The sequence below is a fragment of the Minwuia sp. genome, assembly GCF_048007105.1.
Classification (GTDB): domain Bacteria; phylum Pseudomonadota; class Alphaproteobacteria; order Minwuiales; family Minwuiaceae; genus Minwuia.
In genome coordinates this window covers 834,450-858,259 of record NZ_CP180352.1, presented here as the reverse complement: position 1 = coordinate 858,259, position 23,810 = coordinate 834,450, and the positions used below count along the sequence as shown (strand labels likewise).

The 23,810-nt window shown below is 66.7% G+C and carries 19 protein-coding genes; 12 read left to right on the top strand and 7 right to left on the bottom strand.

Features of this window, described 5'->3' with window-relative positions; genetic code table 11:
* The first annotated feature begins 3 nt into the window (after nucleotides 1–3).
* The 3 genes from ACMVY4_RS04005 (at nucleotide 4) to ACMVY4_RS03995 (ending at nucleotide 2,845) form a co-directional block, all read left to right on the top strand.
* Complete coding sequence (locus ACMVY4_RS04005; RefSeq protein ID WP_416898904.1) at nucleotides 4–921, top strand: ParB/RepB/Spo0J family partition protein; 918 nt, start codon at nucleotides 4–6, stop codon at nucleotides 919–921.
* A 67-nt stretch (nucleotides 922–988) separates the two neighbouring features.
* Nucleotides 989–1,858: a phosphodiesterase gene (locus ACMVY4_RS04000; protein ID WP_416898903.1), complete on the top strand. Its 870-nt coding sequence runs from the start codon at nucleotides 989–991 to the stop codon at nucleotides 1,856–1,858.
* 69 nt (nucleotides 1,859–1,927) lie between these two features.
* Nucleotides 1,928–2,845 carry an SDR family NAD(P)-dependent oxidoreductase gene (locus ACMVY4_RS03995; protein WP_416898902.1) on the top strand — a complete coding sequence of 306 codons (918 nt, stop codon included), beginning with the start codon at nucleotides 1,928–1,930 and terminating at the stop codon, nucleotides 2,843–2,845.
* Between the two features lie 229 nt (nucleotides 2,846–3,074).
* Here ACMVY4_RS03995 and ACMVY4_RS03990 read toward each other — a convergent pair whose 3' ends face one another.
* Genes ACMVY4_RS03990 through ACMVY4_RS03980 form a run of 3 tightly spaced genes read right to left on the bottom strand, consistent with a single transcriptional unit; the run spans nucleotide 3,075 to nucleotide 7,647 of the window.
* Nucleotides 3,075–6,281: an efflux RND transporter permease subunit gene (locus ACMVY4_RS03990; RefSeq protein WP_416898901.1), complete on the bottom strand. Its 3,207-nt coding sequence runs from the start codon at nucleotides 6,279–6,281 to the stop codon at nucleotides 3,075–3,077.
* Entirely contained in the window at nucleotides 6,278–6,724 is a 447-nt protein-coding gene (locus ACMVY4_RS03985) for a hypothetical protein (RefSeq protein WP_416898900.1), read from the bottom strand. The genes ACMVY4_RS03990 and ACMVY4_RS03985 overlap by 4 nt, the downstream gene beginning before the upstream one ends.
* The gene (locus ACMVY4_RS03980; RefSeq protein WP_416898899.1) at nucleotides 6,679–7,647 is read right to left on the bottom strand and encodes an efflux RND transporter periplasmic adaptor subunit; all 969 of its coding nucleotides are present in this window, start codon (nucleotides 7,645–7,647) and stop codon (nucleotides 6,679–6,681) included. The genes ACMVY4_RS03985 and ACMVY4_RS03980 overlap by 46 nt, the downstream gene beginning before the upstream one ends.
* Nucleotides 7,648–7,775: 128 nt before the next feature.
* Between ACMVY4_RS03980 and argE the strand changes: the two genes are divergently transcribed.
* From argE to ACMVY4_RS03965, 3 genes are all read left to right on the top strand, one after another.
* Nucleotides 7,776–8,930 carry an acetylornithine deacetylase gene (gene argE, locus ACMVY4_RS03975; protein WP_416898898.1) on the top strand — a complete coding sequence of 385 codons (1,155 nt, stop codon included), beginning with the start codon at nucleotides 7,776–7,778 and terminating at the stop codon, nucleotides 8,928–8,930.
* Between the two features lie 198 nt (nucleotides 8,931–9,128).
* Nucleotides 9,129–9,542: a universal stress protein gene (locus ACMVY4_RS03970; RefSeq protein ID WP_416898897.1), complete on the top strand. Its 414-nt coding sequence runs from the start codon at nucleotides 9,129–9,131 to the stop codon at nucleotides 9,540–9,542.
* 263 nt (nucleotides 9,543–9,805) lie between these two features.
* Complete coding sequence (locus ACMVY4_RS03965) at nucleotides 9,806–11,428, top strand: BCCT family transporter (protein ID WP_416898896.1); 1,623 nt, start codon at nucleotides 9,806–9,808, stop codon at nucleotides 11,426–11,428.
* A gap of 67 nt (nucleotides 11,429–11,495) precedes the next feature.
* Here ACMVY4_RS03965 and ACMVY4_RS03960 read toward each other — a convergent pair whose 3' ends face one another.
* Both ACMVY4_RS03960 and ACMVY4_RS03955 read right to left on the bottom strand, forming a co-directional pair.
* Nucleotides 11,496–12,458, bottom strand: coding sequence for an endonuclease/exonuclease/phosphatase family protein (locus ACMVY4_RS03960; protein ID WP_416898895.1), 963 nt, complete (start codon nucleotides 12,456–12,458; stop codon nucleotides 11,496–11,498).
* A gap of 81 nt (nucleotides 12,459–12,539) precedes the next feature.
* Complete coding sequence (locus tag ACMVY4_RS03955) at nucleotides 12,540–14,204, bottom strand: electron transfer flavoprotein-ubiquinone oxidoreductase (protein ID WP_416898894.1); 1,665 nt, start codon at nucleotides 14,202–14,204, stop codon at nucleotides 12,540–12,542.
* Between the two features lie 138 nt (nucleotides 14,205–14,342).
* Here ACMVY4_RS03955 and ACMVY4_RS03950 point away from each other — a divergent pair, with 138 nt between their 5' ends.
* Complete coding sequence (locus ACMVY4_RS03950) at nucleotides 14,343–15,170, top strand: uracil-DNA glycosylase (protein ID WP_416898893.1); 828 nt, start codon at nucleotides 14,343–14,345, stop codon at nucleotides 15,168–15,170.
* Between the two features lie 122 nt (nucleotides 15,171–15,292).
* On the opposite strand, the gene ACMVY4_RS03945 is transcribed toward ACMVY4_RS03950, so the two are convergent.
* Nucleotides 15,293–15,661: an Mpo1-like protein gene (locus tag ACMVY4_RS03945; protein WP_416900247.1), complete on the bottom strand. Its 369-nt coding sequence runs from the start codon at nucleotides 15,659–15,661 to the stop codon at nucleotides 15,293–15,295.
* 120 nt (nucleotides 15,662–15,781) lie between these two features.
* On the opposite strand from ACMVY4_RS03945, the gene ACMVY4_RS03940 reads away from it, so the two are divergent.
* From ACMVY4_RS03940 to ACMVY4_RS03920, 5 genes are all read left to right on the top strand, one after another.
* Nucleotides 15,782–16,198, top strand: coding sequence for a MerR family transcriptional regulator (locus ACMVY4_RS03940; protein WP_416898892.1), 417 nt, complete (start codon nucleotides 15,782–15,784; stop codon nucleotides 16,196–16,198).
* Nucleotides 16,199–16,259: 61 nt separating this feature from the next.
* Nucleotides 16,260–17,396 (top strand): thiolase family protein, encoded by a 1,137-nt coding sequence (locus ACMVY4_RS03935; protein WP_416898891.1) that lies wholly within the window; start codon nucleotides 16,260–16,262, stop codon nucleotides 17,394–17,396.
* A gap of 1 nt (nucleotide 17,397) precedes the next feature.
* Entirely contained in the window at nucleotides 17,398–19,737 is a 2,340-nt protein-coding gene (locus tag ACMVY4_RS03930) for a 3-hydroxyacyl-CoA dehydrogenase NAD-binding domain-containing protein (protein WP_416898890.1), read from the top strand.
* Between the two features lie 127 nt (nucleotides 19,738–19,864).
* Entirely contained in the window at nucleotides 19,865–21,670 is a 1,806-nt protein-coding gene (locus tag ACMVY4_RS03925; protein ID WP_416898889.1) for an acyl-CoA dehydrogenase C-terminal domain-containing protein, read from the top strand.
* Nucleotides 21,671–21,814: 144 nt separating this feature from the next.
* Nucleotides 21,815–22,108: a GIY-YIG nuclease family protein gene (locus ACMVY4_RS03920; RefSeq protein WP_416898888.1), complete on the top strand. Its 294-nt coding sequence runs from the start codon at nucleotides 21,815–21,817 to the stop codon at nucleotides 22,106–22,108.
* 151 nt (nucleotides 22,109–22,259) lie between these two features.
* Here the strand turns inward: ACMVY4_RS03920 and ACMVY4_RS03915 are convergent, their stop codons facing one another.
* The gene (locus ACMVY4_RS03915; RefSeq protein ID WP_416898887.1) at nucleotides 22,260–23,777 is read right to left on the bottom strand and encodes a hypothetical protein; all 1,518 of its coding nucleotides are present in this window, start codon (nucleotides 23,775–23,777) and stop codon (nucleotides 22,260–22,262) included.
* Nucleotides 23,778–23,810: the final 33 nt, after the last annotated feature.

The window sequence follows — 23,810 nt, the reverse complement described above, 5'->3', positions numbered from 1 at the left end:
GCCATGTCCGACCCCTACGATCCCGACAACACATCCCGCCCGCAGCGCGGTCTGGGCCGCGGTCTCTCCGCCCTGCTCGGCGAGACGCAGCAGTCCGACGAGGAAACCCTCGGCCGGGCGCGCAACCAGCGGCAGCTCTCGATCGAACGGATGCGGCCCGGCAAGTACCAGCCGCGGCGGAATTTCAACGATGACGAGATGCGCTCGCTGGTCGAATCCGTCCGTCATCAGGGCATCCTGCAACCGATCCTGGTCCGGCCCGTCAAGGACCAGCCGGACATGTACGAGATCATCGCCGGCGAGCGGCGCTGGCGCGCGGCCCAGTCGGTGCAGCTGCACGAGGTGCCGGTCGTCGTCCGCGATCTCTCCGACGACGACGCGCTGCAGATCGCGCTGATCGAGAACATCCAGCGTCAGGATCTGAATCCGCTGGAAGAGGCGGAAGGCTATCGCCGCCTGGCCGAGGAGTTCGGCCACTCCCAGAACGAGATCGCCGAGGCTGTCGGCAAGAGCCGCAGCCATGTCGCCAACACCCTGCGCCTGTTGACCCTTCCGGAAGAGGTGTCCGAGATGGTGCGGTCCGGCCGGCTCACCGCCGGCGCCGCGCGGGCGGTGCTGAACGATCCCGATCCGGTAGGGCTTGCCCGCCGCATCGTCGACGAGGGACTGAATGTCCGCCAGGCCGAAGCGATCCGGCGCGGCGTCGAGAAGGCGGCGGAAGGGGAGGGCGGTCAACCCGCCAGCCGTACCGGTAGTACCGCCAAGGACGCCGATACGGCGGCGCTGGAGCGGAGCCTCCAGGACGCGCTCGGCCTGAAGGTCGATGTCCGCCACAAGGGCGCGAAGGGCGGCGAAGTCCGGATCTCCTACGGATCCCTGGAGCAGCTCGACGAGATCTGCCGCCGGCTCACACGGCACTAGCCGCGGCGTCCATCCGCCTGCCACAATCCCCGGCGACCAAGGCGTGGTCAGCACGGGGAGAACCTTGATGAAATTCGTTGCCGTTTCCGATACCCACATCGTGCCGAAGGGCCAGCCCTCACGCGGCCTCGACACCGCAGAGCGCCTGCGCCTCGCATTGGCAGACCTGGCGGAGAACCATTCTGACGCCGAGTTCTGCGTGATGTGCGGCGATCTCGCGGACCACGGGGATCCTGCGGCCTACGACCATTTCGCCGAGATCATCGACGGCTTTCCGATCCCCCTGAAGATCATGATCGGCAATCACGATCACCGGGAGAATTTCCGGACGGCCTTCCCCCGCATGCCGGTCGACGGGAACGGTTTCGTCCAGTCGGTCCATGTCAGCGAGCATGGCCATTTCATCTTCTGCGACAGCTACGAGGCCGGGCGGGTCGACGGCCGCATGTGCGAAAGACGGCTTGCCTGGCTGGACGACCGCCTGACCGACGCGGGACGGGCCGGCGTCGGCGCCTGCGTCTTCTTCCACCATCCGCCCTATCGCACCGGCGGACGGATCGACGCCCTGCGCCTGACCGATCATGCCGCGGTGGGTGAGGTGCTCAGCGCGCACGACCATGTCCGCCACATCTTCGCCGGCCATACCCATCGTATTGCCTCCGGCACATGGCGCGGCATCCCCTTCGCCACGTTCGGTGCAACCCACTACAACAACGGTCTGCCTCTGGTAGGGCCTGCCGGCCATCTCCGCCGCTTCGTCAGCCCGGCCTACAGCACCGTCGTGCTGGTGGATGACGAGCAGATCGTCGTGCACGCCAACGAGTTCCTGAACGACAACCCCGAAGTCGACGCCGCCCATTTCGACCACGAGAAGATCGACGCCCTGATCGCGGCCGGCGGCGACATCAGCGCGATCCGGGACACCGCCGCCGGCTGACCCCTTTTCGTGGACGCCGCCGGCACATCGGCCGAAACTGCGGCCTTTCCAGGATCAGGGGAGGAACCGATGGGAAAGCTGGGCGGAAAGACCGTCATCGTCACCGGTGCGGGCCGCGGCATCGGCCGCGAATGCGCGCTGCTGGCGGCGAAGGAGGGCGCGAAGGTCGTGGTCAACGATCTCGGCGGCTCGATCGAGGGCGGCGATCACGGCGATGAAACCGTTGCAGATCAAGTGGTTAAGGAGATCAAGGCGGCGGGCGGCGAGGCGACGGCCAATGGCGGCAGCGTCGCGTCGCTCCGCGACTGCGAGGCCATGGTCGAGCAGGCCCTGGACACCTTCGGCGGCCTGCACGGCATCATCAGCCCGGCCGGCATCCTGCGCGACACCATGCTGCACAAGATGTCCGAAGAGGACTGGGACCAGGTCATCGAGGTCCACCTGAAGGGCTCGTTCAACGTCTGCCGCGCCTCGATCAATCATTTCCGCAATCAGGAAGACGGCTCGATCGTGCTGTTCTCCTCGACCTCCGGGCTGATCGGCAATATCGGCCAGGCCAATTACGGCGCGGCAAAGATGGGCATCGCCGGCCTGTCGCACATCGTGGCGATGGAAGGCGAACGGAAGAATGTCCGCTGCAACGTCATCACGCCGTCGGCCTGGACGCGGATGATCGGCACCATCCCGATCAAGGACGAAGCGACGCGCCACCGCCTCGAGATGATGCAGAAGAAGATGCGGCCGGATCAGATCGCGCCGCCCTCGGTGGCGCTGCTGGCCGACGATGCGAAGGACGTGAACGGGCAGATCTTTTCGGTCCGCGGCAACGAGATCTTCCTGTGGTCGCAGCCGCGCCCGATCCGCAACATGACGCGGCTGGAAGGCTGGACGGTAGATACGGTGCTGGATCACGCCATGCCGGTCTTCCGCCCGGCGATGACCGATCTCGGCAATGCGCGGGTGGTGTTCCCCTACGATCCGGTCTGAGCTGGATCCGCCGGGCCGGGTGTTGCCTGTGCAAGCTTGTCCACCTCAGTGACGCGGCAGTCTCAGGCCCCCGGGTCGGGCCCGGGGGCGTCAGAGGGTGTTATCTGTTGTCCGCGGGCTTGACCCGCGGACCTCTGGGTGGGGCCGGGCGAGGCTTGTGCGACCTGGTCCGACGCCGTGACGCGGCGGTCTCAGGCCCCTGGGTCAGGCCCGGGGGCGTCAGGTTGGCTCACTCGCCCGGCGCGATGTCGGTCGGGGTGTCCCGGTGCAGCGTCAGGGCGGTGGAGCGGCGGGCTTCCAGCCGTTCGCGCACGTCCTCGCCGCGCCACCAGCGGACGAGGGCGCGCCACCGCTCGCCCAGATCGACCAGCATCCCCATCAGCGCCGGGACCACGAACAGCACCAGCACCGACGCCGTCGCGAGACCGAAGACGATGGTGATCGCCATCGGTATCAGGAACTGCGCCTGCAGGCTGGTCTCGAACATCAGCGGCGCCAGCCCGACAATGGTGGTGATCGAGGTCAGGGTCACCGCCCGCAGGCGGTCGCAGGCCCCGCCGACAATGGCGTCCAGCGGCGCCTCGCCCTTGCCGACCCGGTCGTCGACCGCGGCGACAAGGATGATGGAGTTGTTCACCAGAATGCCCGCCAGCCCGATCAGCGCCACCAGCGACAGGATCGAAAGGTCGTAGCCCAGCAGCAGATGCCCCGCCACAGCGCCGATCAGGCCGAAGGGGATGATGGACATGACGATCAGGGGCCGGCCGTAGCTGGCGAAGACCCAGGCCAGGATGATGTAGATCGCCGCCAGCCCGATCATGGCGCCGGTCTTCATGTCGCCGAAGGTCTGGGCCTGTTCCTCGGCCTTGCCGGCGAAGCGGTACTGGATGCCGTGCGCATCGGCGATCCGCTGCAGCGGCCCGGCGGACAGCGCCTCGATCACCTGGCTGGCGCTGGTCACGGTCTCGTCGATCTCGGCGAAGATCCCGGTCTCGCGCTGCCCGTCATGGCGGCGGATGCGGGCGAAACCGGCGCTCTCGCGGAACTGGACAACCTCCTCCAGCGGCGTCTCCGCCCCGGAAGGACTGCGGATATACATCGACCGGACAGCGGCCTCGGTCGCCTCGCCACGGTCGAGCTGCACCCGCACGGTGACCTCCTCGTCGCCGCGGGCGAAGCGCTGCGCGATGGCGCCCTCGAAGGCGTTGCGCACCTGGCGGGCCACATCCTCGGTGGTGTAGCCCAGCGCCTTGCCGCGCCGGGTCAGTTCCAGGATCAGTTCCTGCTTGCCGTAAGGCAGATCGTCCTCGATCTCGCTGACGCCGGCGAAACGCGCCAGCTCCTCCTTCACTTCGGTCGCGGCGTTCTTCAGATCGGCGATGTCGGTACCGACAAGCCGCACGTCCAGCTCGCGGCCCGGCGGCCCGCCCGCGCGTTCGACCATGGAGAAGCGTTTCAGGCCCGGATAGGGGCGGAACTCCTCGCGCCAGGCCCGGATCACCTCTGAGGTGCGGTAGTCGCGGTAGTCGGCGGGGACCAGCTCCACCTGCACGCCGCCCAGATGATCGCCCGGCACGCTTTCGAAGGAACGGCCCTGGCTGCGGCCGACCCGCTGGAAAGCCACGCGCACCAGACCGCCCTCGCCATCGGTCAGCTTCGCCTCGGCGCGGTAGAGCGATTCCAGCAACTCGTCCATGGCCGCCAGCGCCTGTTCCCGCGGCACGCCGGCAGCCATCTCGATATTGCCGTCGATGGTGTCGGATTCGGGATTGGGGAAGAAATTGAACCCGACCCGCCCGCCGGCCAGCACGCCCATCGACAGGATCAGCACCGCGACGATGGCGGCGATGGTGATGTAGCGGAAATCCACCGCCTTCTGCACCGCCCGGCGGAACGGCCCGTCGCGCAGCCGGGAGAACCCGGTGTCGAAGCGTACGCGGAAACGCGCATACCATCCCGAGCGGCGGCTGTCGCCATGCAGGGCCTCGCGCAGATGGCCGGGCAGCACGAAGAAGCATTCGATCAGGCTGGCGATCAGAACCGAGACCACGACCAGCGGGATGGCGATGATGATCTGGCCGATGACGTCGCCGATCATGAACAGCGGCATGAAGGCGGCGATGGTGGTCAGCGCCGCCGCCGTGACCGGCGCCAGCATGCGCAGCGCGCCCTGTTCCGCGGCCTCCAGCGCGTCCAGCCCGCGGGACTTCAGCGTCGCCGCGTGCTCGCCGACCACGATGGCGTCGTCGACGATGATGCCCAGAGTCATGATCATCGCGAACAGGCTGACCATGTTGATCGACTGGTCCATCACCAGCATGACCCCGGCCGTGGCCAGGATCGCCGTCGGAATGCCCATCGCCACCCAGAAGGCGACGCGCGCCGACAGGAAGACGAACAGCACCACCAGGACCAGGATGAGACCGCCCGCACCATTGTTGACCAGCAGGCTGATGCGGTCGTCGATCAGGTCGGCCTGCACATCGTACTGTTCCATCAGGATATTCGGCGGCAGGGTCGGCTTCACCTCGGCCAGGTAGGTCTCCAGCACCTCCGCCGCGAACAGCGCGTCGGTCGCGGCCGCGCGCTGCACCAGGATCTCGATCGCCGGGTTGCCGCGCAGACGCCCGGTCGGCTGGTTGTCGTTCAGCCCCTCGCGCACGCGGGCGACGTCGCGGATCTCCAGCATCTCGCCATTGGGCTGCGCCCGGAGCTCGATCCCGGCGATCCCGTCCGCCGTCTCCAGTTCGCCGATGGAGCGGATCTGCTTCTGCGATGCGCCTTCGACCTCGCCCGACGGCAGGTCGACGGAGGTGTCCGCGATGCGGTTGGCGATCTCGCCGATGGTCAGGTCCAGCCGCTGCAGCGCGGCGCGGCTCAGGCTGACCTTGATCTCGTCGTCGCGCAGTCCGAAGAATTCGATCTTGTCGATGCCGCGGGCCAGCAGGTCGTCGCGGATGCGCTTGGCGACGACCTTCAGCTCCGCCTCGGAAACCTCGCCGCTGACCACCAGCCGGCTGATCGGATCGTAGCGCACGACGCGCTTGATCAGCGGGTCCTCGGCGTCCTCGGGCAAGGTGGTGACCCCGCTCACCGCCGCATCCACGTTGGACAGGGCGGACTGCATGTCGGTCCCGGCGTTGAACTCGATGACGACCGTCGCTGCGCCCTCGTTGGAGTAGGAATTGACTTCCTTAACGTCGTCCAGGAAGCGCACTTCCGGCTCGACCGCGGCGACGATGTTGCTGTCCACATCCTCCGCGCTCGCGCCCGGCCAGACGACGCTGACGGTGATGAAGTCCAGGCCGGTATCGGGGAAGAACTGCGTGTTCAACCGCAGCAGGCCGAAGCTGCCCGCGATCAGCATCAGGGCCATCAACAGGTTCGCCGCGTTGCGGTGGCGGACGAAGATCGAGACCAGCTGGGCCGGGTTCATTCGCCGGTCGCCGAGCTGTCGGCCAGGGGCGGCGCGTCGTCGCGCTGCTCCAGCGACGGATCCAGCGCCCGGACGCCCGGCGCCATCTCGGTGAAGCGGGTCAGAACAACCCGGTCGCCGGTCTTCAGATCGCCCCGGACGATGACGTCATCGCCCTCCCGCCCCAGAACGGCGATGTCGCGGGCCACCAGCCGGCCGTCCTCGATGACGAAGACGCGGCTGTCGTCATGTACCGCCGGCGCAGGCAGCCGCACCGATTCGGGGAAATACTTGTCCGGCAGGGAGATTTCGACGAAGGCGCCCGGCCGGATCGGCAGGTCCAATCCCTCCGCATCGAGCAGCGCGTAGAAGGTCACCCCGCCCGTGTCGGCATCGATGGAGGCGGTGAGGCGGGCAATCACGGCGTCATAGACGATTTCCTCGTCGCCGACCGTCCACGACACCGTGGCCGGCGGCCTTCCAGCCCGCCATCCTGCAGCAGGCGGCCATATTGCGCGTCCGAGAGATGGCCGCGGGCCTCCAGCGCGTCCGCGCCGGTCAGATGGGCGACGCGGTCATTGCTGCCCACGACCGTCCCGCGCTGCGCCGACACCTGGGACAGGAACCCGTCGAAGGGCGCGGTCAGGTCGGTTCGGCCGAGATCGCGTTCCGCCCGGTCCAGCGCGACCTGAAGCTGATCCAGCTTCGCCCGCTCGGTCTGAATGGCGGATTCCCGCTGGGCGACCTTCTGCTTCTGCTGGGCCAGCTCGATCAGGGCCTGGTCGCGGGTCTTGTCGGAAATGTTGCCCTTGCCGTGCAGGCGCTCGATGCGGGCGACATCGGCCTCGCGCAGGCGCAGCATCTCCCGGTCCTCGGTGAGCGAGTCGCTTTCAGAGCGGATGCGGCTGCGGCTCTCGGCGATCCGGGCCCTGTTCTCGCGGGCCGCGGCCTCGTAGTCGAACGGGTCGATCCTGAGCAGCATGTCGCCCTGGCGCACCGCACCGCCATTGCGGAACTGCGGCGCGGTCTCGACCACGTCGCCGGCGACCAGCGCGCGCAGGTCGGTTTCCCGGCCCGCGGCGATCTCGCCGAAGACGGTCAGGGTGGGGCGGTTGTCGGTGATCTCGATCAGGTCGGTGGCGACGGTGTAGACGGTTTCCTGGCGGGCCACGGGGGCCGGTTTCGGCTTGGTCGCGACCAGCAGCATGAATCCGGCCACGCCGACGCCCAGGATGCACAGCGCCGCGATCAGCGTGACGGTGCGGCGGCGCGCGCGGACCCGGCGGATGCCGCGCTCGACGGCCGCATCGTCCCCGCCACCCGAGGATCCTGGCGCGCCATCCGATGCGGCGGGCGGCGCGGCGTTCTGTCCGATCAGTTCGTTCACGCTTTCCGTCCCGGTCAACCTGCTCCGGCCATATATAGCTGACCCTCGGTCACCGCAATGCGATGCCGCGCAACGGAAGGTAACAGTTTCCCTGTCGCCTCGCTTCAGGAACCACTAGGCTCCGCCGCATGAACGAGCAGACAGACACCGCCATCGGCATCCTGGAGACGCTGGTCGGCTTCGACACGACCAGCCGGGATTCGAACCTGCCGCTGATCGACTGGACCGCCGACTACCTCGACAGCCGCGGCGTCACGGTCGAGGTCATCCGCGACGAGACGGGGAAGAAGGCCAATCTGCTGGGTACCATTGGCGAGGGCGACGGCGGCATCGTGCTGTCGGGCCATACCGATGTGGTGCCTGTCGACGGGCAGGACTGGCACACCGATCCCTTCCGGCTGACGCACAGGGACGGGCGGCTCTACGGCCGCGGATCGTCCGACATGAAGGGCTTCATCGCCTGCGCGCTGGCGGCCGCGCCCCGGCTGGCGCAGGGCAATCTCTCGCAGCCGGTGCACTTCGCATTCTCCTATGACGAGGAAGTCGGCTGCCTCGGCGTCGGCAGCATGATCGGCCGCTTCGCCGAGAACGGCATCCGCCCCGCCATCTGCATCGTCGGTGAGCCGACGATGATGCGGGTCGTCAACGCCCACAAGGGCTGCGCCACCTTCATCACCACGCTGAAGGGCAAGGAAGTGCACTCCTCGGCGACGCATCTGGGCGTGAACACGGTGATGTACGGCGCCGAGCTGGTGAACTTCATCGCGGAGATCGCCGAGGAACGGCGCCAGCAGCCGAATCCGCTGTTCGATCCGCCCTACACGACCGTCCATGTCGGCCTGATGCAGGGCGGCACCGCGGTCAACATCGTGCCGCAGCACTGCGAGATCCGCTGGGAATACCGCAACGTGCCCGGCGACGACTGCCGCGACATCCCCGAACGCGTCGAGGCCTTCATCCGGGAACGGCTGCTGCCGCGGATGCGGGCGGTCCATCCCGATGCGGACGTGACCACGCGGAATTTCGCCGATGTTCCGGGCCTGAAGCCCGAGGATGACGGCCCCGCGGAGGCGTTGATCAAGCGCCTCGCCCGCCAGAACGCCACCGAGACGGTGGCCTACGGTGCGGAATCCGGCCTCTTCCAGGATGCCGGCATGTCCACCGTCATGTGCGGACCGGGCGATATCGGGGTCGCCCACCAGCCCAATGAATTCGTCGATGTGGAACAGATCGGCCTCTGCATGGATTTCATGGACAGGCTGGCGGAGCATCTGGGCGCCTGACGACGCTTCCGGGCAATCTTTCCGGCCAACCATCGGAACATCGCTCAGCCCGCCGGCGTTGCCCTGTTGCAGGTTTCGGACGAATCCCGCCGTTGCAGGCCGATCACGACCGTGCCGGCAGGAGGTTCGCCAGACCGCAACCATCCGGGACCAAAGAAAAGTCACGACCGGAAAAGCCAAACAGGCAGGAGGTCAACAATGTTCAGCAAGATCATGGTGCCCGTCGATCTCGCTCACGCCGACGCGCTGCAGAAGGCGCTGGAAACGGCGGCGGATCTCGCCCGCCACTACGACGCGCCGGTCTGTTATGTCGGCGTGACATCGACGGCGCCCGGCAGCGTCGCCCACAACCCGACGGAATACGCCCAGAAGCTCGACGCCTTCGCGGACGCGCAAGGCGACGCCCACGGACACAGAACTGACAGCAAGGTCGTGGTCAGCCACGACCCGGCGACCGATCTGGACGACGCCCTGCTGAAGACAATCGGCGAGGTCGGCGCCGATCTGGTGGTGATGCAGTCCCACATGCCCAACATCACCGACTACGTCTGGCCCTCGAACGGCGGTTCGATCGCCTCGCATTCGAAGGCGTCCGTGTTTCTGGTCCGCTGACCCAGGACAGGGGCTGTTTTCGGCCTTCACATCCCCGGAATTCAGCCCAACAGAGCTGTTTTGGCGCACCTCACAGAAGCGGGTCCGGACCAGCAGGCCGGGTTGGGCACAAACACGGCAGGCGCTTCGTTCGCGTCACTGACCTGTCGCAATCGGACACGGCAATGCTAGGGTCGAATCGACGACACTGGTGAATCGGTACGTGTCACAGAAGCGCGGCCGACCCTGAAACGCACATGGTCAGACATAAAAAGGAGGGGACCATGACAGATACGACAGGCAGTCTGCCGCCCCCTGAGGGGCCCGCAGACATCATCGAAACCGATTTCGAGGTCGGCCAGCACAATATCCGGCCATTCGGGCTGGATATTCACAATCCGGTCTTCCTGATTTCTGGCATCCTGGTGGTCGCATTCGTGATTCTGACGCTGGCGTTCCAGAACGATCTGGGCCCGGCATTCGGAGAGCTGCGCAGCTGGCTGACCTCGACGCTGGACTGGTTCTTCCTGATTTCGGCCAACATCTTCGTCATCTTCTGCCTGTTCCTGATCGTCAGCCCCTGGGGCTCGGTCCGGCTGGGCGGGCGCGATGCGACGCCGGACTTCACCTACACCGGCTGGTTCGCGATGCTCTTCGCCGCCGGCATGGGCATCGGCCTGATGTTCTTCGGCGTGCTGGAGCCGGTCTATCACATGGCCATTTCGCAGCCGCTGGGCGTGCCGTCGCCGATCGGCGAGGACGGACAGCTCATCCCCGAGAACGTCGACGCGGCCCGGCAGATGGGCCTGACCGCGACGATCTTCCACTGGGCGCTGCACCCCTGGGCGATCTACGCCATCGTCGCCCTGTCGCTGGCGCTGTTCACCTACAACAAGGGCCTGCCGCTGACGATCCGCTCGGCCTTCTACCCGATCTTCGGCGAGAAGGTCTGGGGCTGGACCGGCCATGTCATCGACATCCTGGCCGTGCTGGCGACCCTGTTCGGCCTCGCCACCTCGCTCGGCTTCGGCGCCCAGCAGGCGAATGCCGGTCTCGGCTACGTCTTCGGCGTGCCCATCGGCACCACGGTGCAGGTCGTCCTGATCGTCGGCATCACCGCCATCGCCCTGATCTCGGTGCTGCGCGGTCTCGACGGCGGCGTGAAGGTGCTCTCCGAGATCAACATGGGCATCGCGGCGCTGCTGCTGCTGTTCGTGCTGATCGCCGGCCCGACCATGACGATCTTCTCGGACTTCTTCAGCGGCCTTGCCGGCTACGCCACCGATCTGGTCGCGCTGTCGAACCCGTTCGGCCGCGAGGACACCGGCTACAGCCAGGGCTGGACCTCGTTCTACTGGGCCTGGTGGATCTCCTGGTCGCCGTTCGTGGGCATGTTCATCGCCCGCGTCAGCCGCGGCCGGACGGTTCGGGAGTTCATCATCTGCGTGCTGATCATCCCTTCGCTGGTCTGCGTGCTGTGGATGGCCGTCTTCGGCGGCGTCGCCATCGATCAGGTCCTCAGCGACCCGGTCAACAGCGCCGTGAAGGCCAACGTCATCGACTCCTACAAGCCCGAACTCTCGCTGTTCGCGATGCTCGAGGGCCTGCCGCTGACGGCGATCACCTCGACCATCGGCATCGTGCTGGTGATCGTGTTCTTCGTGACCTCGTCGGACTCCGGTTCGCTGGTCATCGACACGATCACGGCCGGCGGCAAGATCGACGCCCCGGTCAGCCAGCGTGTGTTCTGGTGCACCTTCGAGGGTCTGGTGGCGATCGCCCTGCTGGTGGGCGGCGGTCTCGCCGCGCTGCAGGCCATGGCGATCTCGACGGGCTTCCCGTTCACGATCGTGCTGCTGCTCGGCTGCGTCGCCATCGTGAAGGGCCTCAGGTCCGAACCGAGGTAACACACGGGCACAGTCCTGAAAGGAGAGGGGCGGGCCTTCGGGTCCGCCCCTTTTCATTGGCCCGGTCTCAGCCGCCGGAGCCCGGCTCGAAACCCAGTTCGAAGGCCGCGTGGATCGGCAGGTGGTCCGAGCCCGACGGCGGCCCGATGGCGGTGTCGACGACGCCGACGCCCGGCCCGGTCCAGATGTGGTCGATGGGCAGGCCGATGACGGCGAAGCTGGAAAACCAGGTGCTGTGGGGCAGGCGGGACTGGAAAGCGTCGGCGAAACCCGAGGCTTCCAGCGCCGCCATGTAGAGCCGGTTCCAGGGCGTCAGGTTGAAGTCGCCGGCCATGATCACCCGGCCATCGATCATCCCTTCCGACGCCACGATCTTCGCGTAGGCCGTGGCGTTGGCGATGTGGTCGTTGCGCCAGTCGCGGAAGTCGCCGTTCAGCGGTGGCGTCGGATGCAGCACCAGCAGCGCCGCACAGCGGTTGCCGCCATTGCCGCAAAGGCGGACTTCCAGCGTCCGTCCGCTCGGTCCCGCGGCGTGCCGGTGCACGCGGAAATCGGCGATGGGCGCGCGGCTGAGCACCACGGCGCCGAAGACACCCGGCTCGCCAACCGAATGGGGGTAGCCGGAGAAGGTCTGCCGCAGGTTGTCGATGTCCCAGCGGAAAACCTCGGTGAAGACCAGCAGGTCGGGCTGCCGCTCCTTCACGAACTCCAGCAGCGGAAACAGCTGCAGGGTGTTCTGCGCCGAGTTGAAGAAGACCATGGACAGGTCGCTGCGGGCGCCGGGGGCGGGGCCGGGATGCTGGAAGGGCGGCGCCATCAGGGCGGCGTTGACCAGCACCGCACCGGTGAGAAGTCCCGCCGCGTACCACTTGCGGAAGATCAGCGCCACGCCGGCCAGCACCGCCGAACCGACGACAATCTGCAGCCGCAGGCTGGCCAGCACGTCGAAGAACCAGACGTCGTCCAGCGCGATGCTGCAGAAGGTCAGCAGCAGGACAATCACGCCGGTGGCGAACCCCACGCCCTTCATCCACGCCCTCCGCCCGGCGCGGGAGCGCGCCGAAAGGGCATCAGTCTCCCGGATCGACCGGCGTCGGGCAAGCGGCGGCGGTTACATGTTGGGGTAGTTGGGTCCCCCGCCGCCTTCCGGCGTCACCCAGACGATGTTCTGGGTCGGATCCTTGATGTCGCAGGTCTTGCAGTGGACGCAGTTCTGCGCGTTGATCTGCAGCCGCGGGTTCGAGCCGTCGTCGTCGCGCACGATCTCGTAGACGCCAGCCGGGCAGAAGCGCTGCTCCGGCGCGTCATAGAGCTCCAGATTGTGCTTCACCGGCACCGAATCGTCCTTCAGCGTCAGGTGGACGGGCTGGTCTTCCTCGTGATTGGTGTTGGAGATGAACACCGAGGACAGCTTGTCGAAGGTCAGCACCCCGTCGGGCTTCGGATACTCGATCGGCTTCGCGTCGGTCTTCTTCTTCAGCGACTCGTTGTCCTTGTGGCCGTGCTTGAAGGTCCAGGGGACATTGCCGCGGAAGATCATCTGCTCGATGCCGGTATAGAGCGTGCCGCCAATCAGACCCCACTTGGCGAAGGCCGGGCGGACGTTGCGCGCCTGGTAGAGCTCCTTGTGCACCCAGGAGCCCTCATAGGCCTTCGGATAAGCCTCCAGCACCTTGGCGCGCTCGCCACCATCGCCGGCGGCGGTGATGGCATCGAACGCGGCCTCGGCGGCCAGCATGCCGGTCTTCATGGCGTTGTGGCTGCCCTTGATCTTCGGCACGTTCATGAAGCCCGCGGCGCAACCGATCAGCGCGCCGCCCGGGAAGGCGAGGTCCGGCACGCACTGCAGCCCGCCCTCGTTCAGGGCGCGGGCGCCGTAGGAGACGCGCTTGCCGCCCTCGAAATAGGGGGCGATGTCCGGATGCGTCTTGTAGCGCTGGAATTCCTCGAACGGCGACATGTAGGGGTTCTTGTAGTCCAGCCCCACGACGAAGCCGACGGCGATCTGGTTGTTGTCCAGGTGGTAGAGGAACGAGCCGCCATAGGTGCCGCGGTCCAGCGGCCAGCCGGCGGTGTGCACCACCAGGCCTTCCTGATGGTTCTCGGCCGGTACTTCCCACAGCTCCTTGATGCCGATGCCGTAGGTCTGCATCTCGCAGCTTTCCTGCAGGTCGAACTTCGTCATCAGCTGGCGGGTCAGGGAGCCGCGGCAGCCCTCGGCGAAGAAGGTGTAGCTGGCGTGCAGCTCGATGCCCGGCGTGTGCATGCCTTCCTTGGGCTCGCCGTCGCGGCCGATGCCCATGTCGCCGGTGGCGACGCCCTTCACCGAGCCGTCCTCGTTGTAGAGCACTTCGGCGGCGGCGAAGCCCGGATAGATCTCCACGCCCAGCGCCTCGGCCTGCTCGCCCAGCCAGCGGCAGACATTGCCCAGGCTGACGATGTAGTTGCCATGGTTCTGCATCGGCGGGGGCAGCAGCTTCGGCGGCACGGAGATGCTGCTCGGTTCGGTCAGCATCAGGAACTTCTCGGCGGTGACCGGCACGTTCAGCGGCGCGCCGCGTTCCTCCCAGTCGGGGAACAGTTCGGACATGGCGCGCGGGTCGACCACCGCGCCGGACAGGATGTGAGCGCCGATCTCTGAGCCCTTCTCCAGCACGCAGACATTGATTTCCTGGCCCTTTTCCTCGGCCAGCTGTTTCAGGCGGATGGCCGCCGAAAGCCCGGAAGGTCCGCCGCCGACAACGACGACGTCGTATTCCATAGATTCGCGTTCCATCCCCAACTCCTTCGTCTGTCAGGCGGTCTTCCGGTCCCCATCGCGCCGCCGGGCCTCACACTAAAGCTACATTCGAACAATTCAAATGGGCTCAGGGCGCGGCTGTGCAACCGCCCGGAAACGGTTACATTCCGGCCTATGGACGACGCGGGCGACACATTCAAGGCTGACGTAGCGGCATTGCAGTTTCTGGTCGACGCCGGACTGGACGTGATCATCGAGGCGACGCCGCAGAACCGCCTCGCTCCGCCGGAGCCTGCGCCGCCACCCGCCGCGCCCGCAATGCGCGAGGAGGCCCCCCGGCAGCGGCTGGTGACCGAGCCACCCCGGCGGCCGGAACCCGCCGACAGCGACCGCCAGGCCGCCGAGACCGCGGCGCAGATCGCGCCGGCCTGCAACAGCCTGGACGAGCTGCGGGCGGCGCTGGAAGGCTTCCACGGTCTGGCGATCCGCGAGACGGCGACGCAGCTGGTCTTCGCCGACGGCAACCCCGAAGCCGAGATCATGATCGTCGGGGAGGCGCCCGGCCGTGAGGAAGACCGCATCGGCAAGCCCTTCGTCGGCGAGTCCGGCAAGCTGCTGGACCGCATGCTGGCGGCCATCGGGCTCGACCGGACCACGGTCTACATCACCAACACCGTGCTCTGGCGGCCGCCCGGCAACCGCAAGCCGAACCCGTCGGAAACGGCGGCCATGCTGCCCTTCCTGATCCGCCATATCGAGCTGGTGCAGCCGAAGGCGATGATGCTGGCCGGCGGCGCCGCACTCTCGGCGCTCTACGGCATGGAGGCGCGGATCACGCGGGAGCGGGGACGCTGGCGCGACTACGAGGCCAGCTTCGGCACGGTGCCGCTGCTGCCGCTCTATCACCCGGCCTATCTGCTCCGGCAGCCGTCGCTGAAGCGCGAGGCCTGGGCGGATCTTCGGGCGTTCCGGACGAAGTGCGGGGAACTGGGGCTGATCTGATCCGGAACCACGGCGCGTCCCGGGCTTGACCCGGGACCCATTCCTGAGCGCTTCCGCCGCCGCTCAATCGCCATCACCGCTCCGGAATGGACCCTGGATCAAGTCCAGGGTACCGCGGTGCCTCAGGCGGCTTCGGCGGCGACGGCTTCGGACTCGTTTTCCTCCGCATGGCAGCGCTTCAGTTCGGCGTCCAGCCGGCCGGCCAGCCACATGAAGTACATGCGGAAGTCACTGACCAGCGACCAGAGCGGGTAGCGGAAGGTGGCCGGGCGGTTCTTCTCGACGAAGAAATGGCCGATCCAGGCGAACAGATAGCCGCCGATCACCGCGCCCAGCAGGAACCAGGGGTTCAGGGTCACGATTGCCGCGATGACACTCAAAATCGCGATGGTCGAGCCCACATAGTGCAACGTCCGGGTCAGACCCCGGCCGTGTTCGCGGAGGTAGTAGGGCCAGAACTGATGGTAGGTGGTCGGTCCGGTGCTCACGATTCTCTCCGGCAACGCAAAAAGAGGGGTCTGAGAGGTTGACGTTGACGTAAACGTCAACTACATCGCTGCTCAACGGGCTCCCGTGATGGAGCAGCCAACTGTGCGTGAGACTAGTTCAAAATGACCGATACCGAAAGATACAGCATCCGCGACCTCTCCGACGAGTTCGACGTGACTCCGCGGGCGCTCCGCTTCTACGAGGACAAGGGCCTTATCTCGCCCGAGCGCAAGGGCCTGCAGCGGATCTACGACCGCCGCGACAAGGCGCGCCTGTCGCTGATCCTGCGCGGCAAGCGCCTCGGCTTCAGCCTGGCGGAGATCCGCGACTGGCTCGATCTCTACGAGCTGCAGGACGGCGAGGTCGCCCAGGCCGAAATGCTGCTGGAAGCCTCGCAGGGCCGCATGGTCAGCCTGGTGCAGCAGCGCGAGGACATCGAGGCGACCATCGCCGAGCTGGAAGAGCAGATGCAGTTCGTCCGCGACTGGCTGTCCAAGCGCGGCATCGACACCTCGGCCAAGCGGGACGAGGCGGCCTGAGCCGCCCCCCGCAAACGAGCCGACGCAAGCGAACAACCTGTCCCAAGGGAGAGACACTGACATGAGGAATGTCGTCATTGCGGGCTATCAGCGCTCGCCGTTCACCTTCGCCAACAAGGGCGCGCTGGCCAAGGTCCGCCCCGACGAGATGACCGCCCAGGTGATCAAGTCCCTGGTCGAGAAGACCGGCGTCAACGCCGACGATATCGAGGATCTGATCCTCGGCTGCGCCTTCCCCGAGGGCGAGCAGGGCCTGAACGTGGCCCGCATGGTCTCCTTCCTGGCCGGCCTGCCGAAGACGGTCGGCGCGACCACGCTGAACCGCTTCTGCGGCTCCTCCATGACCTCGGTCCACATGGCCGCGGGCGCCATCGCAGCCGGCGCCGGCGACGCCTTCATCTGCGCCGGCGTGGAAAGCATGACCCGTGTGCCGATGCCGGGGTTCAACCCGATGCCGCATCCGGGCCTGCATGAAAGCTACCCGGAAGCCTATGTCGGCATGGGCATCACCGCCGAGAACCTGGCCAGGAAGTACTCGATCTCCCGCGACGAGCAGGAAGAGATGGCCGTCGAGAGCCACAAGCGCGCCGCCGACGCCCAGAAGGCCGGCAAGCTGGCCGACGAGATCGTCGCCATCACCGACCGCAACATCCGCGTCGAGGAAGACGGCTGCATCCGTCCGGGCACCACGAAGGACGACCTGTCCGGCCTGAAGCCCGCCTTCGACCAGAACGGCGTGGTCACCGCCGGCACCTCCTCGCCGCTGACCGACGGCTGCGCCGCGGTGCTGGTCTGCGCCGAGGAATACGCCGACGCCAACGGGCTGGAGAAGCTGGCCCGCATCAAGTCGATGGCCGTGGCCGGCTGCGCGCCGGAGATCATGGGCATCGGCCCGGTCCCCGCGACCGAGAAGGCGCTGAAACGCGCCGGCGTCGAGATCAAGGACATCGACGTCATCGAGCTGAACGAGGCCTTCGCGGCCCAGGCCATCTCGGTGATGAAGGAAACCGGCATCACCTTCGACAACACCAACATCGACGGCGGCGCGATCGCGCTGGGCCATCCGCTGGGCGCCACCGGCGCGCGGATCACCGGCAAGGCCGCGGCGCTGCTGAAGCGCGAGGGCAAGGGCCTGGCGCTGGCCACCCAGTGCATCGGCGGCGGTCAGGGCATCGCGACGGTTCTGGAGGCCTGCTGATATGACGACGGAGATCAACAAGGTCGCCGTCATCGGCGCCGGCGTCATGGGCGCCGGCATCGCCGCCCATGTCGCCAATGCCGGCATTCCGGTGGTGCTGCTGGACATCGTGCCCGAAGGCGCCAATGACCGCTCGGTCATCGCCAAGACGGCCGTCCAGAAGATGCTGAAGACCAACCCCGCGCCCTTCATGCACAAGAAGAACGCGCGGCTGATCGAGACCGGCAATCTGGAGGACGACCTGCAGGCGGTCGCGGACTGCGACTGGATCTGCGAGGCGATCATCGAGAACCCGAAGATCAAGCGCGACCTCTACGGCCGCCTGAACGGCGTGCGCAAACCGGGCTCGGTGGTCACCTCGAACACCTCGACCATTCCGCTGAACGTGCTGACCGAGGGCCTGGGCGAGGACTTCGCGAAGGATTTCGCCATCACCCACTTCTTCAATCCGCCGCGCTACATGCGGCTACTGGAAGTGGTGAAGGGCGAGAAGACCCGCCAGGACGCCTATGACGCACTGAAGGCTTTCGGCGACGTGCGTCTGGGCAAGGAAGTCATCGACTGCAAGGACACGCCGGGCTTCATCGGCAACCGCATTGGCATCTTCTGGTCCACGGTCGCGACCCGTTCGGCCTACGATCTCGGCCTGACCGTCGAGGAGGCCGACAGCATTGTCGGCCGTCCGACCGGCGTGCCGAAGACCGGCATCTTTGGCCTCGGCGACCTGACCGGGCTCGATCTCGGCCCGCATGTCATCGCGTCCATGATCGACCTCGTCCCGGCCGACGATCCGCTGCGCGACTGGGTCGACAGCGAACACCCGCTGACGAAGCTGATCCAGAAACTGATCTCGGAAGGCTATACCGGCCGCAAGGGCAAGGGCGGCTTCTACCGCCGCACCAAGGTCGACGGGAAATCGGTCAAGCAGGCGATCGATCTGAAGACCGGCGAATACCGCGACACCATCCGCGCCAATCTCGCCAGCGCCAAGGCCGGGAAGAAGGGACTGCGCGCGCTGGTCACGCATGAGGACAAGGGCGGCCAGTACGCCTGGACCGTGCTGTCCAACGTGCTGAGCTACTCCGCCGCGCTGGTGCCGGAAATCGCCGACGACGTCCGCTCGGTCGATCTGGCCATGAAGACGGGCTACGCCTGGAAGTGGGGCCCGTTCGAGATGATCGACATGCTGGGCGCCGACTGGCTGGCCGACAAGCTGGCCGAGGAAGGCCGCCCGGTTCCCGCCCTGCTGGAGACCGCGCGCGGCAAGACCTTCTACAAGGAAGAAGGCGAGAGCCTCTACATCCTCGGCACCGACGGCCAGTACCAGGCCGTCGAGGTCACCGAGGACGCCTGGATGCTGGCCGACAAGAAGCGCGGCAAGGAGCCGGTGAAGTCGAACAAGGCGGCCTCGCTCTGGGATGTCGGCGACGGCGTGCTTTGCCTGGAGTTCCACGGCATGCGCGACGCGCTGGACGAGGACTCGGTCGCCATGATCAAGCAGGCCGCCAAGGCGGACAAGCTGGGCTTCAAGGCGGTGATCATCGGTCATGACGGCGACAACTTCTCCGTCGGCGCCAATATCGGTCTGGCCCTGTTCGGCGCCAACGCCGCCATGTGGCCGCTGATCGAGAACGGCATCGCCGAGGGCCAGAAGGCCATGCAGGAGCTGAAGAACTCGCCGTTTCCGGTGGTCGCCGCGCCTGCGGGCATGGCGCTGGGCGGCGGCTGCGAGGTCTGCCTGCATTCCAACGCCATCCAGGCCCATGCCGAAACCTATATCGGTCTGGTCGAGGTCGGTGTCGGCGTGATCCCGGGCTGGGGCGGCTGCAAGGAGCTGACCATCCGGAACATGACCAACAGGAAGCGGCCCGGCGGTCCGATGCCGGCGCTGTCGAACGCCTTCCAGGCGATCTCGACGGCCAAGGTCGCGACCAGCGCGGCCGAGGCGCGGGAGATGCTGATCCTGCGCGACGGCGACGGCATCACCATGAACCGCCGCCGTGTCCTGCCCGACGCCAAGAAGAAGGCGCTGGCGATGGTCGACGGCTACGAGAAGCCCGAACCCATCGTCGTCAACCTGCCCGGCCCGACCGCGCAGGCCGCCTTCCGCATGGCGGTCGAGGGCTTCGTGCTGCAGGGCATGGCCACCCCCTACGATGCCGAGATCGCCGAGCAGGTGGGCCGCGTGCTCTCCGGCGGCGACACCGACATCACCGAGGAAGTGACCGAGAAGAAACTGCTGGAGCTGGAGCGCGAGGGCTTTCTGAAGCTGATCCGCAACGAGAAGACCCTGATGCGGATCGAGCACATGCTGACGAAGGGCCGCCCGCTCAGGAACTGACACACGGTGTCACCCCCGCCTTGTGCGGGGGTCCGGAGCGGCTTCGCCGCAAGACTGTATGACTGCCGGATGCCCGCACAAGGCGGGCATGACACGCCGGCGAAGGAGCGAACAAGGGAGACCACCGATGGCGACGTATCAGGCGCCCGTGAACGACTTCAAGTTCCTGCTGCACGAGTTCATCGACCTGCAGCGCTATTCCAACCTGCCGGGCTTCGCCGACGCGACCCCGGATCTGGTCGACGCGATCCTGGAAGAGGGCGCGAAGTTCTTCGAGGAGCAGCTGGTGCCGCTGAACGCGGTCGGCGACCATGAGGGCTGCACCCGCCACGAGGACGGCTCGGTGACCACGCCGACCGGCTTCAAGGAGGCCTATCAGGCCTATGTCGAGGCCGGCTGGGGCGGCCTGACCGCCGATCCGGACTATGGCGGACAGGGCCTGCCGCATGTGCTGGGCTTCGCCGTCTCCGAGATGGCGTCCTCGGCAAATATGGCTTTTTCCATGTACCCTGGATTGACCCACGGCGCCTACGAGGCGCTGCACAAGTGGGGCACCGACGAGCAGAAGCAGGCCTACCTGCCGAAGCTGGTCTCGGGCGAATGGACCGGCACCATGAACCTGACCGAGCCGCATTGCGGCACCGATCTGGGCCTGATGCGCACCAAAGCCGAGCCGCAGGACGACGGCAGCTATTCGATCTCCGGGCAGAAGATCTTCATCTCCGCCGGCGAACACGACATGTCGGAGAACATCATCCACCTGGTGCTGGCCAAGATCCCCGGCGGCCCCGACGGCATCAAGGGCGTCAGCCTGTTCATCGTGCCCAAGTTCCTCCTCGACGAGAACGGCGATCCCGGCGAGCGCAACGGCGTGGTCTGCGGCTCCATCGAGGAGAAGATGGGAATCCACGGCAACTCGACCTGCGTGCTCAACTACGACAACGCGAAGGGCTGGCTGATCGGCGACGCGCACAAGGGCATGCGGGCCATGTTCACCATGATGAACGCCGCCCGTCTCGGCGTCGGCATCCAGGGCCTCAGCCAGGCCTCGGCCGCCTACCAGAACGCCGTGATCTACGCCAACGACCGCATCCAGGGCCGCTCGCTGACCGGCGTGAAGGCCAAGGACAAGGCCGCCGATCCGATCATCGTGCACCCGGATATCCGCCGCATGCTGCTGAAGCAGAAGGCCTTCATCGAGGGCGCCCGCGCGCTGGCGCTGTGGACCGGCCTGATGATCGACTTCGCCGAGAAGCATCCGGATCCCGAGGAGAAGGCCAAGGCCGACGACTTCGCCGCCTTCATCACCCCGGTCGTGAAGGCCTATCTGACCGACATGGGCTTCGAATGCACCGTCGACGCGATGCAGATCTATGGCGGCCACGGCTTCATCCGCGAATGGGGCATGGAGCAGTTCGTCCGCGACGCCCGCATCACCCAGATCTACGAGGGCGCCAACGGCATCCAGGCGCTGGATCTGGTCGGCCGCAAGCTGCCCGAGGGCATGGGCCGGCTGATGCGCCGCTTCTTCCACCCGGTCGACGCCTTCATCCAGGACAACATGGGCGACCCGCAGATGAGCGAGTTCGTCATGCCCATGGCCAAGGCCTTCGCGCGGCTGCAGTCGCTGACCGCCGAACTGGGTCCGAAGATGATGTCGAATCCGGATGAGGCCGGTGCGGCCTCGACGGACTATCTGCGCTGCGTTGCGCTGGTCGCGATCGGCTTCATGTGGGCGCAGATCGCGAAGAAGGCCCAGGAAAAGCTCGCCGAGGGCGCGAACGGCAACACCGCCTTCTACGAGACCAAGCTGGAGACGGCGCGGTTCTACATGGCGCGGATGCTGCCCGACGTGCACGCCCACGCCGCCAAGGCCGGCGCCGGCGCGTCCACCCTGATGAAGCTCGACGCCGAGGCCTTCACGGCCACCTGACGCGGGCTGCGCCAGGACCTCATTGACCTTGAGAGGTCCGGAAATCCGTAACCTCAGGCCCCCGGGTCAAGCCCGGGGGCGACAGGTTTATACTGCCGTCCGCGGGCTTGACCCGCGGACCTCAGGCCGCAACCGTCTCGGACCATGCGGCATCGCTACTTCGTCTACATCCTGAGCAACAATCAGCACACGGTGCTCTACACCGGCGTCACGCGTGACCTCAGACGGCGTCTGACCGAACACCGCGAAGGCTTCTCCGACTTCACGTCCGCCTACCGCGTGCACAAGCTCGTCTGGTTCGAGAAACACCGCTACGTCAACGACGCCCGACAGCGCGAACGCAACATCAAGCACTGGAGCCGGGCCTGGAAGATCGATCTGGTGAACAGCGTCAACCCGGCATGGCGCGATCTATCAAACGAGATTCCATTCGACTGACCAGCGGACGCGGCGTCTTTTCTACAAGGCCCGGTCAGCGGCAGTGTGAGGCCCCCGGGTCAAGCCCGGGGCGACAGGTTAGTGCTGTTGTCCGCGGGCTTGACCCGCGGACCTCAGGGTGGAACCTGGCGAGGCCGCGAAGAACCCAACCTCAGGCCCCCGGGTCAGACCCGGGGGCCTCAGGATTGCCTACGACCCCAGATTCGCGACGTTCTCGTTCTCGATCTGGATGGACAGGGTGCACGGGCCCAGATCGGTGCTGGCGCCTTCGAAGACCGCGGCGCCGCCGTCGGAACTCACGGCCGACACGGACAGGGACGGTTTCGGCAGGTCGTCGCAGGTTGCCGTCTTCGTGGTCGACACCACGGCGAGAGGCGTGCCGTAGATCTCCATCGGAGCGGTGAAGGTGACCTCGCCCACGGTGCGCCAGACGTCCTCGTTCCCGGCGCGAACCTCGGCCACCCATTTCGCCTTGTCGGACGGGTCGCTGCGGAAGCGGTAGTGATAGGCCAGACCCTCGACCGTCGCCATCGGCAGGCGGCAGACACGCCACTTGCCGCCCTGCGCCCCCGGCGGCAGCGGATAGCCCCAGATGGGCCGCTGCTCGCAGCCCGACACCGTCGCCCCTTCCGGCACGGCGAGGACGATTCCCTGGCCGGAAGATGTTCCACGCCGCCCAGTTGACCTTGTTGCGGTCCATCCGGTCGGTGAAGCCGACGCGTTCGAACAGCCGCGTGCTGAAGCCCAGAAAGACTTTCGTCCCCTCGAAGGCGCTCTGCGGCGCCTGCCTGTTCATCAGCATCCGGACGCCGCCGAAGACCAGCGCCTCGTCCCTGTTGTTGGTCAGCGTGAAGGACAGTTCGCTGGCCGGCGTGCGCTTCAGGGTGATTCCGGTGGCGCCAAGCAGGCCGACGGAACGCTTGAGCACGAAATCATTCTTCGCGTCCGCAGGATCGAACTCGGACATGACCAGGGTTTCCGTCGAACGGAATCTGGCCGCCTTCTGATAGTTGAAGATCAGGTTGTCCGGCATGTTGGAGCGCAGCGCCTGATCTGTCAGCGCACCATCCCGATAGGCGCGGATGACATAGCGGTCCGGCTTCGAAGGATGGGCGACCAGCATCAGTACGGCAGTGTTGCTGTAAACCGCGCTCTCGCCCCTTGTCGACCCGTCGGTCATCCGGTACCAGGCCGGCAGACCGGCATCCACTGTCAGCCGGGTCACCTGGTTGTTGGCATCGCGGGTCTCATCGGAAGTGATCGCCTCGTGTGTCAGCGCCAGCAGGGCGTCGCCCTCGTCGGACCGGCGCCGGATCTCGTAACAGGTCGACGGGCAATTGACCCCGTGCGCCAGCCGCAGATAGGTCTCGGGCACCGTGTCATAGGACTGCGCGCCGAGCCGCTTGACCCTGGCATGGGCGAAGCTGCCGAACGCCTGTTGAGGCAGGCCGGGATAGTTCTGCTCGGCGCCCAGCACCTGCCTGCCATTGGACGCCACGATCTGGAAGAACACGCCATCCTCCGCGGTCAGGGCGGGCGCGCTGGTGAATGCCGCGAATTCCGGCTGGTCCGTCTGGGCCGATGCGCCCGCGGCGAGCGCCAGCGCCGCGGCGCATGAAACCATGGCCGCCAGGGCGCGTCCTGCGCCCGGCCTTCGATATCCGATCATGTCAGTCTTTTCCCTCGAGTGTTGTGCAACGCC